The following is a 14,853-nucleotide window of genomic DNA, read 5'->3' as shown; positions in this document are numbered from 1 at the left end:
GAACGGTGGCTTTTATCATTTAGGCGACGGGCTAATGTCCGGCCCTTAATGCACCTAATGCAATAGCAAAACAAGACTGAAATGATCGAATAGGCCACCTAATTCAGTGGCTAATTCAATAAAGCGGCTCAATAAAGCCGTTTAATATAGTGAGGTTATCAAAAGCTATTTCAACGAAACTATCTGAATAAAGCTTAGGTTTATCAAGGCTAGGCCAATAAAACGAGACAGTCATCCCTGTGAGTTAAGCCTAAGTGAATTAAGCCCAGAGCAGGGCTTAAATTACCTTTGATAATACACTTTTGTCAGGTGAATTTACCCCAGATTATGTGCTTGATGAGTTAGGTAAAATACGCTCTAAATGAAAGCAATAGGTATCGTATTGCAGCTGCCAAAGTTGCTTTGACTGTTTTGGGTCAAGGTGCGCAAACGCCAAGCCAACACCATCTTCCATCCCCATTAAAAATAGACATAGCATAGTTAACTCTTCATCCGATCCCGTGGCACCAAAGCGACGAAACTGCCTGATATGGAATGCAATTAAGAACTCTCTATGAAAATCATCTAGAGCGGTAAACTCTGGGATCAGCTCCCACAATCCTTGTAAAGAGTGATAGTTGGTTTCGTAATGCCCATCGGCTCGACAACGGATTAAAATTTGATAGAAATAATCCCGCCATTGCAGTTGCATATAGGGCTCTGATTCAAAATCGAGGCACATTTGCCTAAGTGACAATAGCCACCTGTCGGCGATGAGATAAAGGATCGACTCTTTATTGGGGAAAAACTCATACAGAGACTTTATATCAATGTTTGCGTGCTGGGCGATCGCATTAGTATTTACAGCATGATAACCATACTGTTGCACCAAAGTTTGGGTACTTTGGATCACCTTTTCTAATAGCGCCAAGGTGCGCTTTTGTTTTGGCTGCTTACGTAATTGCAAGCGTGTTGGCACTGGCAATTCAATCAATGTTAAACCCCCATTAAAAAAGATACTTTATCAGAAAAATCAGACGCTTTCTAAAGTTAATCGCTGTTTTAAAAACTGAACAAAATGAAGGTTTGTTATCCTTTTGTAAAAAATATTGAATTTACTGCTTGATATTTGACCATGATCCTATAGTTTATTTCAGTAATTGCTGAAATTAAATATAAGGAGAAATGATGCAATTAGTTAAAACACTGTTAGCTGCGACAACGCTTTGTTTGATGACGGGATGTGGAAGCGATGACACAGAGCAAAGCAATGATAGCCAAGTGGTTGCCGATACCATTTACCAAAACGGTTACATCTATACTGCCGATAGGAATCAATCCGTTGCCCAGTCGATAGCGATAAAGGCGGGAGAGATCATCTATGTGGGCGATACTGCAGGAGTCCAAGCGTTTATTGGCGATGAGACAAAGATCAATGAGTTAGAAAATAAAATGATGTTACCTGGGCTGCATGATGCCCATATTCATCCAACCGGCATTGTCGATGTTGATATGTGTGATCTCGGTGTGGAAGAGATGGATTTAGACGGATTAGTTGCCGCACTTAATGGCTGTAAGGCGCAGTATCAATATGGCGATGATGAGCTCATATTTGCCTTGCAGTGGAACTCCTATGTTGGCAACGAGCCGACGGCGAACTATAAGAATTTGGTTGCCGCGCTCGATGCTATCTCAACGACACAAGCGGTTTACCTTGCTGGCCCCGATGGCCACACGGGCGCCGCTAATAGCTTTGCGCTGGCAAAGGTGAAAAACGATAAGGGCGAAGTGGTTGGCTTAAATAAAGAGACTCTCAAAGGTGAATTTAGCCAATATGCGCCGTTTGTTGGTGTGGATGCGGCGGGCAACCCTAATGGTAATTTGTCGGAATCGGCGCTGCATCTCGTGGGCGTGCCTAATTTTCTCTATCCGTTGCAACAGAACCCTGAAGAGCTGCCAAAAATAGCGCAAAAGCTTAATAAGTATGGCATTACATCGGTGCAAGATGCTTGGGTTGGACCCGATGAATTAGCCCTGTATAAACAGCTCGCCGATGACGGCAACATGACTTTTAGGCTCACAGCAGCGCAAAAATACAGTGTCGCTGAGAATATCAATGCTGGTGTGGTGAACTACGCAGGCTTGATCGCTGACGTGAAAGCGGTGCGTGAAAGTGTAACAAGCTATCCCTACATCAAAGCGGATGCGGTTAAGATCATGATTGACGGAGTGCAGGAGGGCAGCCTGATTGAAGTGCCACCGACCTTACCCACATCGGTGATGATTGACGATTTTAAACAGCCCATTGTTAATTTGAGTCAACTGTCTGATGGTATTGTGACATTAGAGGGATATGTCGACTTAGAAAGTGATCAGTGTAAGGCCGTGAGAAGTCAGCCTGATGATTATAATGATACGGCTGAGGTCGCCGCGTTTATGGCGATCTACTCTTATCATCCCACTCAATGTGCCAAAGAAAAAGGCGAAACATTAGCGGCCAGCGGTGACACCTTTCTGTTTAATGAGAATCATATCGCGCCCATTAATTTCTTAAATACCTTTGTCACTGAATTGGATGCCGCTGATTTTGTGGTGCACATGCATGCGGTGGGAGATGGCGCGGTTCGCTCTGGCATCGATGCTATTGAAATCGCTAAAACCAAAAATAGTTCGAGTAATTTGCCCCATACCATAGCCCATCTTCAGGTGGTGCACCCGGACGATCAGCAACGCTTAGGTGAGCTGGGTATTTACTTGGCTTTCACTTATGGTTGGGCTATCCCTGATTACTTATATGACTTAAGTGTGATGCCATTTTTAGATGAGCTAGATAATCTTGAACCTGCCACCTTGTTCGATGAAAACAACTACTACATACAGGCGACGTATCCAACTAAGACTACAAAAGATGCGGGAGCGGTATTAATTGCCGGGAGTGATGCACCGGTTGATACCAGAGAACCAGTGCCATTTTCACATATGGCGACGGGAATGACGCGCAACGATTTTATTGGCGATGAACTCTATTCACTCAATGCCAGTCAGGTGCTCAATGTGCATCAAATGATCGCCGCTTATACCATTAATGGTGCCAAGGCGCTGCGCCAAGATGACATTGTTGGCTCAATCGAAGTGGGTAAAAGAGCGGATCTGGTGATTATTGACCGTAACATTGTTGAGCTGGCTGAAAGCGACGATCCTGAGGCGATTTATGGTGTGTATGACACTCAGGTACTGACAACGGTCTTTGATGGCGAAGTGGTTTATCAAGCCGCCAGCAATGAGTAGGCAATGAGTAAGCGCTATGTTGATAAACTTTAGGGTTTTATTAACATAGCGCTTTTTTACTTATACGCTGTGCCAGTTTAAGACGGCTTAACTTTCCTTATCCCTATATATCTATATTCAGGTGACTACCCTATGATGAATCACGCAGATGTAGCGTGCAGGCATTGCAGGGTGTTTGTTGCTTGTTTATCGACAACAGCGAGTCATCACTACGCACCAATAGTTAAGAAAGATAAGCGTCAATGGCTAAGCCAAGGCTTAGGCTGATAAGACAGAGACTGAGACAGGAGTTGAGATGAAAACAGTGACACGGGCGGCGCAGCAAGTGAGTGGCTTAAGCATTCGCACCACCAATGCGGCAGAGGCCGACAGTCAAACTCAAAAAATTGCGCCTATGTGGCAAGCGTTTATGGCGCAATATGGCGAGCACCTCGGCCATCAGCCGCTCTATGGGGTGTATTATGATTATCAATCGGACATGAACAGTGAGTTTAGCGTTATGGCGGCGGTTGCTAATGAGGCATTGCCCACTTCGCTGACCAATACAGCGCTTACTAAGGTTACCTTAGCCGCTGGCAATTACCTCTGCTTTAGTGCCAAGGGCGAAATGCCTCATACTGTATTTAAGCTCTGGCAACAGATTTGGGCGTATTTTGCCGCCGCAACTTGTCCTTATCAACGCCAGTACCTGACCGATTTTGAATGTTATACCTCAGGTGAGAGTGTCGATATATATATCGGTGTCCATGTTGAGGTGTAACTCTTTTTCGTTTATCTCGATGCGGCTAACGGTTTTGATGTTGTATAGATAGGCTCACCCTCCACTGCGGAGACATGAGCAAAGTGAGCACAATGATTAAGATGATTAAGATGATTAAGATCAGTAAGGTGATGTAAGCATGATGACGCATCTGCAGCCGCTAGTGATGTTTGATGGACGTTGTAATTTATGTCACGGCGCGGTGACTTTTATTATCGTGCGCGATCCACACAAACAGTTTCGATTTTGCGCTCTGCAAAGCGCTGCCGCGCAGGCAATACTGGCGCAAAGTGATGCGACATTATTGCAGCATGACACTGTGTATCTATTTCAACATGATAGGGTATATATCAAGAGTGAGGCGGCGATTGAAATTGCCCAATTATTAGCGGGTTACTGGCCGCTGCTACGTTATGGGCGGTGGCTGCCTTTATGGTTGCGTGATGGGATATATGATTTAGTAGCGCGCTATCGTTACCGCTTATTTGGCCAGCGCCCGCTCTGTTTGCTCCCCGATGATGACACCCAAAGCCGCTTCGTTGAGTGAAGCGGCTGTTAGTTGGAGATAAGATAGGGCTTATATCCGGTTTAGCTTAAGGCTAATAGCTGCGGTAAGAATGGGTTATCTTGCTGGGCAATTTCGCGTTGCTCCTCAAGTACCTGCTGTAGAATATCATGTCCGGTTAACGGGTTAGCTAGTACGACTCTAAACACCACCGAGGTGAGCTCAAGGTTATCTTCTGGCGTGATTCGGGTGCGCGACACGAACGATTTCCCCTGTTCGCGCTGGCGTTTTTGTATAAATTTAGTCAGGCCGTCGAGTAAACCGTTTATTTGGCTTACCTTGCTAAGGTCGTTATCGAGCACCGCCTGTTTAAGCAAACGCTGCACTGTAGCGGGTACATAACGATAGGTGAGCAGGCATAGTTCGGGTGCCGACACCAACTGAAAATCCGCTTGCTGCTTAATCAGCTCGGCAAAGTCGCGCGCCTTTTCTAGGCTATTGTTTATCAAAATCTCATAGCCGTCGCGGCCAATCACCTGCAGGCAGGCGTGCACTAACATCGCCATTCCAGGGCGAGAGCCCTCCAGCGTCTGGCTACCTAAATCTTTTGAGCCTTTACGTAAAATGTATTCGGCGTGGTGCTTAATGGCATTAGCCAGCTGAGGATCTTTAAACAGCACCATGCCTGCGCCCATAGGCACATACATCTGTTTATGGGCATCGATGGTGACCGAGTCGGCGCGCTCAATTCCGGCTAGTAGGTGACGATATTTGTTGGATAATAAGCTCGCGCCGCCCCATGCGGCGTCCACATGAAAATGACACTCCAGCTCTGCGGCTAAATCGGCAAGGGCGTTTAAGGGGTCGATATTGCCGGTTTCTGTGGTGCCAGCCACCCCTACAATCGCCATCACCTTGATATTACGTGTCTTGAGCTCATTCGCTGCGGCGCGCATCTTAGCCACATCGACCTTGTTATCTTTAGCGCAGGGGATGTGAATAATGTTATCGCGGCCGATACCTAAGAGATCGGCGGCTTTGCCGAGCGAGTAATGGCCACGAGTCGACACCAAAATGGCTAAGTCATCATAGCCATAATGGCGCAGCGCACTCAGTAAGCCGCTGGCGGTGACGCCGCGAAAATCCCCATCGGCTTTTAACAAGCGGTTACGGGCAATCCACAGCGCAGTAATATTCGCCACAGTTCCACCAGAGCAAAAGGCCCCCAGCGAATGGTTGGCGCTGTGCATCCAATTATCATAAAAATCATCATCTTGGCCATACACCATATGGTGCATCATGCCCAGTACTTGGCGCTCTAACGGTGTAAAGGCTTTTGAGGTTTCAATTTTGACGAGGTTTTGATTAAGCCCCACCATCATCTTCGATAGCGGCAGCACAAAGTAGGGCAGTGCCGAGGTCATATGGCCGATAAAGCTTGGCGCCGAGGTGTGCACGCTGTGAGCAATTAAGGTTTGCATCATCTGCTCGGCGTAATCGGACACAAAGCTCGGTGATGCGGGAATTTGGTGCGCCTGAAAATCTTTCTCGATTTCAGTTAAGGGTTTTTCGACGGCGACAATATTTTCTTTTAAGAACCCCATGAGATTTTCAGAGAGATTTTTTTCAATCTGACTCAAGGTCGAGTGGGGGGCTTCTGGCAAGGTGAAAATACGCAGTAATGCTGCTTCAGAGGCCGTTGCTTGTCGTGTCTGTTTAGATGTCATCAAGGTGCATCGCTTCACTGTGACCCGCTCCCTTATTGCTGGGGCGTGGTCAGTCAAAAATGGGAGCTCACTTTACTGTAAGCTTTATAACGCATCAAGGGGAAAAGTTAAATGGCCGCTGTTTATCAGGGTAAAGGGATTGAGCCGATCCCTTTACCCTCATAAGGTTAACGAGTGCGATTGGTATTATAAAGCGCGGCAATGCTCACCGAGGTGGAGTATAAATTATGTTTGGCGCTGGCCAGCACTTGGTTAAGCGGCATCGCCCTTGGGGTGATAGAAAAGAGCGCGCAAAAGCCATGATTGAGCAGCACATTGGCATCATCACTCACGCAGCCAGCAATGGCAATGACAGGAATCCCCTGTTTATTGGCTTCACGAGCGACGCCCATGGGGGTTTTGCCATGCAGGGTTTGGCTGTCGAGTCGGCCTTCACCTGTGATCACCAGATCGGCGCCGCGAATGATTTCAGCTAAATTAACGGTTTGCATCACGATATCGATACCGGGTTTGAGTTCCCCCTTAAGGTAAGCCAGTACCGCAAAGCCCATGCCGCCAGCAGCCCCAGCGCCAGCTATGTCGCGGCATTCGGCCAGTCCGGCGGCGCGAGTGATGTCGGCAAAATGAGCCAGCGCCTGATCGAGCTGTAAGACCATAGCCTGACTCGCCCCTTTTTGTGGGCCAAAAATGGCAGATGCGCCTTTATCGCCGCACAGCGGATTGTCGACATCACAAGCCACCTCAATATGGCAATGACTTAAGCGTGGGTCGAGTCCGCTGATATCGATATGCTCTAGAGTGGCGAGCGCAGCACCGCCAACGGCAATCTCGTTACCGTTATGGTCGATAAGCTTAGCGCCCAAGGCCTGTAACATGCCGGCGCCGCCATCGTTAGTGGCGCTGCCGCCAAGGCCGATAATGATATGGTTAATGCCTGCATCGAGCGCATGGCGGATCAACTGGCCTGTGCCATAACTGGTGGTGAGCTGTGGGTTACGCTGCTCAATGGGTACATGGTGTAGCCCAGATGCCGATGCCATTTCAATGATGGCGGTGTGAGCCTGTTTAGCGGCAATGTTATTGGCGCTGTTATCGAGAGCGTGGCGCTGTTGGCCTAAGATGCCATAGTGAGCCTCGACGCGATTGCCAAGTGGGCCAACAACCGCCAAGGTGACAAGCTTCCCCCCTGTGGCATCAACCATAGATTGCACCGTCCCTTCGCCGCCGTCGGCCACTGGCACTTTTATATAGTTAGCATTGGGCAGCACTTGGCGAAATCCACGTTCAATTTCGGTAGCAACTTCCATGGCGCTCAAGCTTTCTTTATACGAATCGGGCGCAATAACTATCTTCATTGAAACATCCAGTGATCTAAAAATGGGAGTGACAAGCCGTGGGCGTAAAATGGAGCGCCCATCTTGCGTAATAAGCGGCATGGACCTCAGTTAATGGCTGAGGCACATGCCAATTTTTACTGTTTACAGCAGCACAAGACTCAGCAGATACACTAAGAGCATTGCGGTAACGCCTTGAATTAAAGTAGCCATTGTCTGCGCTTTATAGGCTTGCTTAACGCTCATTCGGCTAAACTGGGTGACGACCCAAAAGAAGCTGTCGTTGGCATGGGATACTGTCATGGCGCCTGCACCAATAGCCATGACGGTCAACACCCGGCCCATTTCGCTTGCTAAACCAATATCGCCAAGCATAGGCGCGACCATAGCCGAGGTGGCCACTAAGGCGACGGTGGATGAGCCTTGCGCCGACTTGAGCGCCGCAGCAACAATAAAGGGCATAAAGATGCCAATGCCCAGAGCCGACAATGAACTGCCAAGGAAGTTACCAATTTCGGTGGCTTTCAATACCGCGCCAAATGCGCCGCCAGCACCGGTGATCAGCAAAATCGGCGCGGCGACAACTAAGCCATGGCTGATCCGCTCGCTAAATTCTTTGATGCGATTATCACTTTTAAGTAACGCCAGCGACAACATTAAGCCAATCATCAAGGCGTTCACCGGTTGGCCTAAGAAGGTTAGTACAGCAAAGAGATTAGCATCGCCTAAAGGCTGTGACGGAAACTTAGCAATAGAACCTAAACAGATTAACAGAATCGGCACGAAGATAGGTGCAAAGGCTTTGCTTGGGCTAGGCAGTTTACCGTAAGCGGCTTTTAAGCTATCGAAATCGTCGACACTCTCTTTAAGCTCTTGTGCGCCTTCACCGTCGGGCTCAACATTGGCAAAACGGTTGGCCCACAACATGCCAGCAAAAGCGGCAACGGCAGCGACAACAATACCGACACCAATCACCAATCCAAGATTTGATTCGAGCCCTAAATTACCCGCAGCCGCGATAGGCCCTGGTGTTGGCGGCACAAAGGTATGGGTGGCATACAGGCCGGTGGCTAAGGCGACACTCATCGACACGCTTGAGACCTTCATACGATTGGCCATCGATTGTTTCAGCGAGTTTAAGATCACAAAGCCTGAGTCACAAAATACCGGTATCGATACCAAGTAACCTATGATCGACATGGTGAGGGTGGGAAAGCGTTGCCCCAGCACCTTAATGACCACGTCAGCCATGGTGATAGCTGCGCCACTTTTTTCTAAGATGGTGCCAATAATGGTACCTAATACAATCACTAGGCCGATATAGCCTAAGATGCCACCAAAGCCAGAGGTGATGGTTTTGGCAATATCAGCACTTGGTAGCCCGTAGGCAAATGCAGCGATAAATGACGCGAGAATAAGGGTTAAAAACGGATGTAATTTAAATTTCGACGTGGCGATAACGATAAACGCGATCACGGCGAGCAAGATCAGTACTAGGCTCATAGGGTGTCCCTGTATTTGGGTTATATTTATTTGATTGTTCGAACAATGACCCGCTTAGTCAGCACCACCTAAAGTGAGGGCTAAGGTATTTCAGGCTTCGGCTATTATCCGCACAAAAAGATAATCAGGCTTCGGCAAACTTGATGAATTTTTAAGGGATTTATAAGACTATTTTGTGCGGATGCACATATTTTGGCGCTTTGGTGTGCTAGCTATGACCATATTGCGCTTTTTTGCTTGTGGCATTTTGTTGATTTGTTTTTATTTCACTGATACGCAAATGTCGTGATCACATGGATATGAAAGAATGCAGGCCTTCGAATGAAGCTATTGGCTTTTTTTGGCTGGTAGCATTTAGTCGAGTTAGTTTTTATTTATTGATGGTAGCGTTAACCATTATGGCAACCAATTGCTTGCCGCAGGCCTTTCGTGCAGGTATTTCGGTGGGGCGCTGCAAGTATATCCCTATAAGCTCGACGGTGGCATCTGATGTGAATGGATTCACAAATGCCGTAGTGACATGGATGTCAAAGAGCGGCCATGCCACCACCCCCCCACCGCCATACCTACACCGACTTATCACTCTCTTCGATTTAGCCGTAATTGGTATCTACAAAACAGTTAAAAGCAAAATTGTTTTTGGACAAAAGTGTGTTGGCCTTCGAATGAAGGTTGAGGCATTTTGCGTGATTGGTTTTTAGTTAACGATGGTAGCGTTAACCTTCATCATTTTGAATTGCTTGCCGCAGGCTATTCGTGCAGGTGCTTCTGTGACACGCCGCAAGTACAATCCCTGTAGGCTCTGCCGTGACATCCATGTCACGGAAGGTCACAGCCGCACCTACACCGAGTTCTTAATCTCTTCGATTTGACCTTACTAGTGTCACTCGGGCAATCAAAAGCTAAATTGTTTTTGGACAAAAGTGTGTTTGCCTTCGAATGAAGGTGTTGGCATTTTTGGCTTTTGCATTTGGCTGAGTTGGTTTTTACATCGCTGATGGTAGCGTTAACCTTCATCATTTTGAATTGCCTGCCGCAGGCCTTTCGTGCAGGTATTTCGGTGGGGCGCTGCAAGTATATCCCTATACGCTCGACGGTGGCATCCATGCCACCAACCCCCACCGCCATACCTACACCGACTTATCACTCTCTTCGATTTAGCCGTCATTGGTATCCACATAGCCGTTAAAAGCTAAATTGTTTTTGGACAAAGGCGGCATCCAGAAAGCACTAAAAAAAGTGATTACTGAGTGCAATATTCATAAATCTATCAGCCCGCATAATCTACGCCACAGCTATGCCACTCACTTGCTAGAACAAGGATTAGATCTGCGCTCTGTTCAAAGTCTGCTCGGCCATAACAGCCTAAATACTACTGCACGCTATACACGACTTACCCAGATCACTCGCAAGAACACGGTCGAAGCAATTAACCTGCTGACGGATGGTTTAGCGCTGAAATGGGAGTGTGGCGTATGAAGTTCGTCGATATTTTACATGCTCATCTTGATGCGTTTAATCAGGCATACGAGCAACAGATAACAACCGCGATGCGACAAGCCATTTATTCGATGCTCAGCTGCCGCACCAATACTGAACGCACGAGTCATTGGGCATGTCAGAGTTGTACTCATACCACTGATTATCCACTCTCATGTGGTCACCGGAGCTGCCCTCAATGCCAGCACAACACCACAGCAGATTGGCTAGCTAAACAACAGACTAAGTTATTGCCCGTTGAGTATTACATGGTGACGTTCACTTTACCTTTTGAGCTTCGAGTCATTGCAAAACATCAACCTGAGCTGATCTATCAAGCTATGTTTTCAGTAGCGGCCTGTGTACTTAAAGACTTTGCACACAACTCAAAATCACTGTAACCCTCCCCTAAAATAGTCCCATGCATAATTAGAGCTCTCCCGGTACACTGAAACCTCAAGGAGAACGACAATGAAGAAATCACGCTATACCGAAACTCAGATAATTAAGATCCTGAAAGAAGTCGAAGGTGGTCGCCTGATCAAGGAAGTCTGCCGCGAATATGGTGTTTCAGATGCAACCTATTACAACTGGAAGAGTAAGTACGGTGGTATGGATGCCTCAGACATTAAGCGCTTACGCGAGCTGGAAGATGAAAATCGACGCCTAAAGCAGATGTTTGCAGACATCAGTTTGGAACATAAAATCCTCAAAGATCTCGTCGAAAAAAAGCTCTGAAGCCAGCGGTCAGGCGCGAGCTGGTTGAGTATGTGCGCAGTGTGCACCAAACCAGTATACGTCTAGCCTGCCGCGTAGTTGGCATCAGTCCATCTGTATACCGTTATCAGCCTGATAAGAGTCGGGATAACCATGTTATTGCCGCACTTCAGGAGTATGCAGAGAAACACCCCGCATATGGGTTTGGCAAGCTGTTTAAAGTGCTTAAACGCAAGGGAAAGTCATGGAACCATAAACGTGTTTACCGTGTGTATTGCGAGCTTAAATTGAACCTCCGTCGTAAGGGCAAGAAGCGCCTGCCGAATCGCAATCCGGCACCGTTAGCGGTTCCAGAGGCAATGAATCAATGTTGGTCGATGGACTTTATGTGTGACAGTTTACACTGCGGCCATCGCTTCCGAACGTTTAATGTCATCGATGATTTTAACCGGGAAATACTGGCTATCGAAGTTGATTTAAGCCTCCCAGCTCAACGCGTTATCAGAGTGCTAGAACGAATAATAGCCTGGCGTGGTATGCCACAAAAGCTGCGTATGGATAATGGTCCTGAGTTTATCTCTCTGGCTTTGGCTGATTGGGCTGAGCGGAATCGAGTACAACTGGAACATATAAAACCTGGCAAGCCGACTCAGAATTCGTATATCGAACGCTTTAATCGCACATATCGAACAGAAGTTCTGGATATGTACCTGTTTAAGAGCCTGAGGGAGGTACGTGAAATTACTGATAACTGGATGAATGAGTATAACGAAGAGCGACCACATGACTCACTAGGAGATCTCACACCGTGGGAATATTTGGCGAACAAGAAACAGGGAGAAAGCTCTAGTTTTAAGTGGAACTAAAAGAGGGAGGTTTACAGTGTGACCTTCAAAGACTTTCAATAAATGAGAGTGTAGCCCAACGCTACTAAGCCAAAAAATGTCAAACCTTCATTCGAAGGTAACAAACTTTGGGGCAAAAGCTTCTTAGCCTTTAACTCACTAGTCGTATCAAATGAAGTCCAATCGAAGAGGCGTTAGGTAGAGGTGTAAGCGCGGTTTTGGCCTTCGAAATCATGGATGATTTCGCAGAGCCCACACGGACGTGCTTGCGGCGAGCCAAAAGAGCGCTTGCACATTCCCCGCCGGACAGGCGATTAATAACAGTGAAGGTTCGCCCTTCAAACACTTTCAATAAATGAAAATACAGCCAGCCGCTACTCAAACAAATGTCATCGTTCTTCATTCCAAGACCAGCACACTTTGGGGCAAAAGCACGTTAGCTTTTTACTCATTATTCGTATCAAGTGGAGCTAAATCGAAGAGACAGAATAACCCAGTGTAGATGCGGCTGAGGGTATCGAAAACAGGGACGTTTTCGTTAAGCGGCCATGGACGGCGCAAAGCGCCCCGAAGCAGTATCTGCACATTAGGTCGTTCCGTCACATCCATGTGATCACGACATTCGTATATCCATATACATCACCGCCGCAGGCTATTAAGGTGCGTCTTCAAAGCACATCAATAAATGAAAATTCAGCATAATGCTGCTCAACCAAACTTAAAAAAATGCCATACCTTCATTCCAAGGCCAGCACACTTTGGGGCAGAATCGAGTTAGCTTTTTACTCATTATTCGTATCAAGTGAAGCTAAATCGAAGAGACAGAATAACCCTGTGTAGATAGGGCTGTGGACGTTGATGGCAGGGATGAAACCGCAGGGCGGCAATGGATATTCCATAACTCTGACTCTAACTCTAACTCTGACTTTTTACCTCTTCTGAACTTATGGCTTCTGAGCTTATGGCAAACCGTGCGTTGAGGGTTTCGCGCACCTTGGATAGCCGGCTTTCGAGCAGTGCGCGATCATAGCTAGATTCAAAGCTGCGAGCGGCTAACTCAGCAATGCACTGGCGCTGTTCATCGAGTGCGCGTAAATGGCTGAGTTTACTTGTCATACTGCCTATTGTTTCGAGGGCGCCGAGTATGTGTACCAGTATGGCAACATTCTTTTCTGCGCTACTGCGGATCTGGTCGAAAGAGACAGATAATAGGCTCTCAAAGTTCGGAACAATCGCGACCACACGCAGTGCTTCTCCCTCGTAACGGTACGATGGCGGAAATTGCCTATGGGTGAGCCGAGCCATAATTGAGGTGAGATAATCCACGCACATCACGGCGGTTGAGGTGTCGTTAACTCCGGGGGAAAGCGCTTTCATGGCCATATCTACAATCTGTCGAATACCGAAAGCGGGATCCTGATCCACTGTGCGATGGGCGCCAATGATGTAAGCCCCATTCAGTGCATCAATTATCTTTTGATCTGGCGGGTAAGTTAGGGCGAGTGACACCAGAGCCGTCTCTTGCACAATGAACGCGCCTATGCCTTGCTCCATACGTATTATGGTGCTGTTGTCTTGTGCCAAACACATGAGTGTATGGTTGTTTACGCTGAGAATGTAGCCACTGCGGACTGCTGGTACTGGATACCAGGACCTCTCATCAAGCGACTCGAGTATCTGGTGTCGGTCTTCATCTTCATTGAGCGCCTTATCCGATGTTGTCGGCAGCAGTCGGTCAATGGCTGCGTTGGTCTCCTTTGCGACCGAGTCTATGATGCTAGATGCCTGGATTGACAGAGCAATATGATGAATAAAATAGATAAGGATACCCACGCCACCGAGTGACATCACCAAGGCGAAAAACACCGCTAGGCTAGGTACGAATTCATCGACACCACCGCCGCCGCGAATGGTACGCAACACAATCAAACAATAAGCGAAAATACTAGCAAAAACCCCCAGTGTCGCTTGCGTGACACTATTGCGCATGAAGTTTCGCAAAATGCGAGAGGTGTATTGGCCCGACGCCAATACTAGGGCGAGCAGTGTCATGGAGAAGGTGGTACCCATCACGGTTATCATCGAGCCTGCCAAGGTGGACAACATTAGGCGCGCACCTTCTGCGCCGACCCCAAATAGGCGTGGCCACTGGATTAGCCATTGGTTAAAACCAGCTGAATCTACTTCTATTAACACGACCGCTAAGGTTATGCTAATGGCGACCATAAGCGAAGGCGTGAACCAGAAGCTCGACCGTAGATCATTCCATAACTGTCTTAACTTATTCATCTGTACATGTGGCCACGTTCCATTTGGATTTAAGGGTCGCTTTGCCGTATTTTTAGCTAGGCTTTGTTTTGAAACAAATTAATGATAAATAATAAAATAACAGCGCCGATAGTGGCCATAATGATAGAGCCTAACAAACCGCCTGTTGTGATGCCGAGTAAGCTAAATACAAATCCCCCCACAACTGCACCAATAATCCCTACAATAATATTGCCAATGACACCAAATCCTCTTCCTTTTATGATGTTGCCTGCAAGCCATCCGGCTAGGGCACCAATGACCAAAAATATGAGTAAATTAATAATATCCATGTTGTACTCCAGTCTAAATTGCTAATGAGCCTATTTGTCACGTGTTGGTTTAAATCTGGAGGTAGCCGACGTCAACGCATTGTTAAGCGAGCTCCAAGTACTGCATGTTTAATTAT

The 14,853-nt window shown here is 47.3% G+C and carries 12 protein-coding genes and 1 pseudogene; 7 read left to right on the top strand and 6 right to left on the bottom strand.

Going from position 1 to position 14,853, the window contains the following annotated elements; translation table 11 throughout:
* Nucleotides 1-325: 325 nt before the first annotated feature.
* Complete coding sequence (locus tag AC0VXX_RS11495) at nt 326-973, bottom strand: TetR/AcrR family transcriptional regulator (RefSeq protein WP_475514343.1); 648 nt, start codon at nt 971-973, stop codon at nt 326-328.
* A 191-nt stretch (nt 974-1,164) separates the two neighbouring features.
* Between AC0VXX_RS11495 and AC0VXX_RS11490 the strand changes: the two genes are divergently transcribed.
* From AC0VXX_RS11490 to AC0VXX_RS11480, 3 genes are all read left to right on the top strand, one after another.
* Nucleotides 1,165-3,267, top strand: coding sequence for an amidohydrolase (locus AC0VXX_RS11490; protein WP_475514342.1), 2,103 nt, complete (start codon nt 1,165-1,167; stop codon nt 3,265-3,267).
* A 295-nt stretch (nt 3,268-3,562) separates the two neighbouring features.
* The gene (locus AC0VXX_RS11485) at nt 3,563-4,027 is read left to right on the top strand and encodes a GyrI-like domain-containing protein (protein WP_475514341.1); all 465 of its coding nucleotides are present in this window, start codon (nt 3,563-3,565) and stop codon (nt 4,025-4,027) included.
* A 139-nt stretch (nt 4,028-4,166) separates the two neighbouring features.
* Nucleotides 4,167-4,574: a thiol-disulfide oxidoreductase DCC family protein gene (locus AC0VXX_RS11480; RefSeq protein WP_475514340.1), complete on the top strand. Its 408-nt coding sequence runs from the start codon at nt 4,167-4,169 to the stop codon at nt 4,572-4,574.
* Between the two features lie 41 nt (nt 4,575-4,615).
* On the opposite strand, the gene panP is transcribed toward AC0VXX_RS11480, so the two are convergent.
* The 3 genes from panP to AC0VXX_RS11465 form a co-directional block, all read right to left on the bottom strand.
* Entirely contained in the window at nt 4,616-6,259 is a 1,644-nt protein-coding gene (gene panP / locus AC0VXX_RS11475) for a pyridoxal-dependent aspartate 1-decarboxylase PanP (protein ID WP_475517007.1), read from the bottom strand.
* A gap of 167 nt (nt 6,260-6,426) precedes the next feature.
* The gene (locus AC0VXX_RS11470; protein WP_475514339.1) at nt 6,427-7,614 is read right to left on the bottom strand and encodes a glycerate kinase; all 1,188 of its coding nucleotides are present in this window, start codon (nt 7,612-7,614) and stop codon (nt 6,427-6,429) included.
* A 123-nt stretch (nt 7,615-7,737) separates the two neighbouring features.
* Entirely contained in the window at nt 7,738-9,096 is a 1,359-nt protein-coding gene (locus AC0VXX_RS11465) for a GntP family permease (protein WP_475514338.1), read from the bottom strand.
* A 293-nt stretch (nt 9,097-9,389) separates the two neighbouring features.
* On the opposite strand from AC0VXX_RS11465, the gene AC0VXX_RS11460 reads away from it, so the two are divergent.
* The 4 genes and pseudogenes from AC0VXX_RS11460 (at nt 9,390) to AC0VXX_RS11445 (ending at nt 12,158) form a co-directional block, all read left to right on the top strand.
* On the top strand, nt 9,390-9,797 hold the full coding sequence (locus tag AC0VXX_RS11460; protein WP_475514337.1) for a hypothetical protein: 408 nt from the start codon (nt 9,390-9,392) through the stop codon (nt 9,795-9,797).
* Between the two features lie 496 nt (nt 9,798-10,293).
* A complete protein-coding gene (locus AC0VXX_RS11455; RefSeq protein WP_475514336.1) occupies nt 10,294-10,575 on the top strand; it encodes a tyrosine-type recombinase/integrase in 282 nt (93 codons plus the stop codon).
* Nucleotides 10,572-10,973, top strand: a pseudogene (locus tag AC0VXX_RS11450) (IS91 family transposase); the annotation flags it as partial. The gene AC0VXX_RS11455 and the pseudogene AC0VXX_RS11450, both read left to right, overlap by 4 nt.
* Before the next feature lie 73 nt (nt 10,974-11,046).
* A protein-coding gene (locus AC0VXX_RS11445; protein WP_475514335.1) for an IS3 family transposase occupies nt 11,047-12,158 on the top strand; the annotation gives its coding sequence in 2 pieces (ribosomal slippage) (nt 11,047-11,308 and nt 11,308-12,158; 1,113 coding nt in all).
* An 894-nt stretch (nt 12,159-13,052) separates the two neighbouring features.
* Here the strand turns inward: AC0VXX_RS11445 and AC0VXX_RS11440 are convergent.
* Together AC0VXX_RS11440 and AC0VXX_RS11435 are read right to left on the bottom strand one after the other, a co-directional pair.
* Nucleotides 13,053-14,426, bottom strand: coding sequence for a DUF2254 domain-containing protein (locus AC0VXX_RS11440; RefSeq protein ID WP_475514334.1), 1,374 nt, complete (start codon nt 14,424-14,426; stop codon nt 13,053-13,055).
* Between the two features lie 56 nt (nt 14,427-14,482).
* On the bottom strand, nt 14,483-14,737 hold the full coding sequence (locus AC0VXX_RS11435) for a GlsB/YeaQ/YmgE family stress response membrane protein (RefSeq protein ID WP_475514333.1): 255 nt from the start codon (nt 14,735-14,737) through the stop codon (nt 14,483-14,485).
* Between the last annotated feature and the right edge of the window lie 116 nt (nt 14,738-14,853).

It is taken from the genome of Shewanella sp. QJM3NY_23, assembly GCF_056173105.1.
Note: the sequence above shows the minus strand (reverse complement) of the source record. Positions and strands in the feature narration are given on the sequence as shown.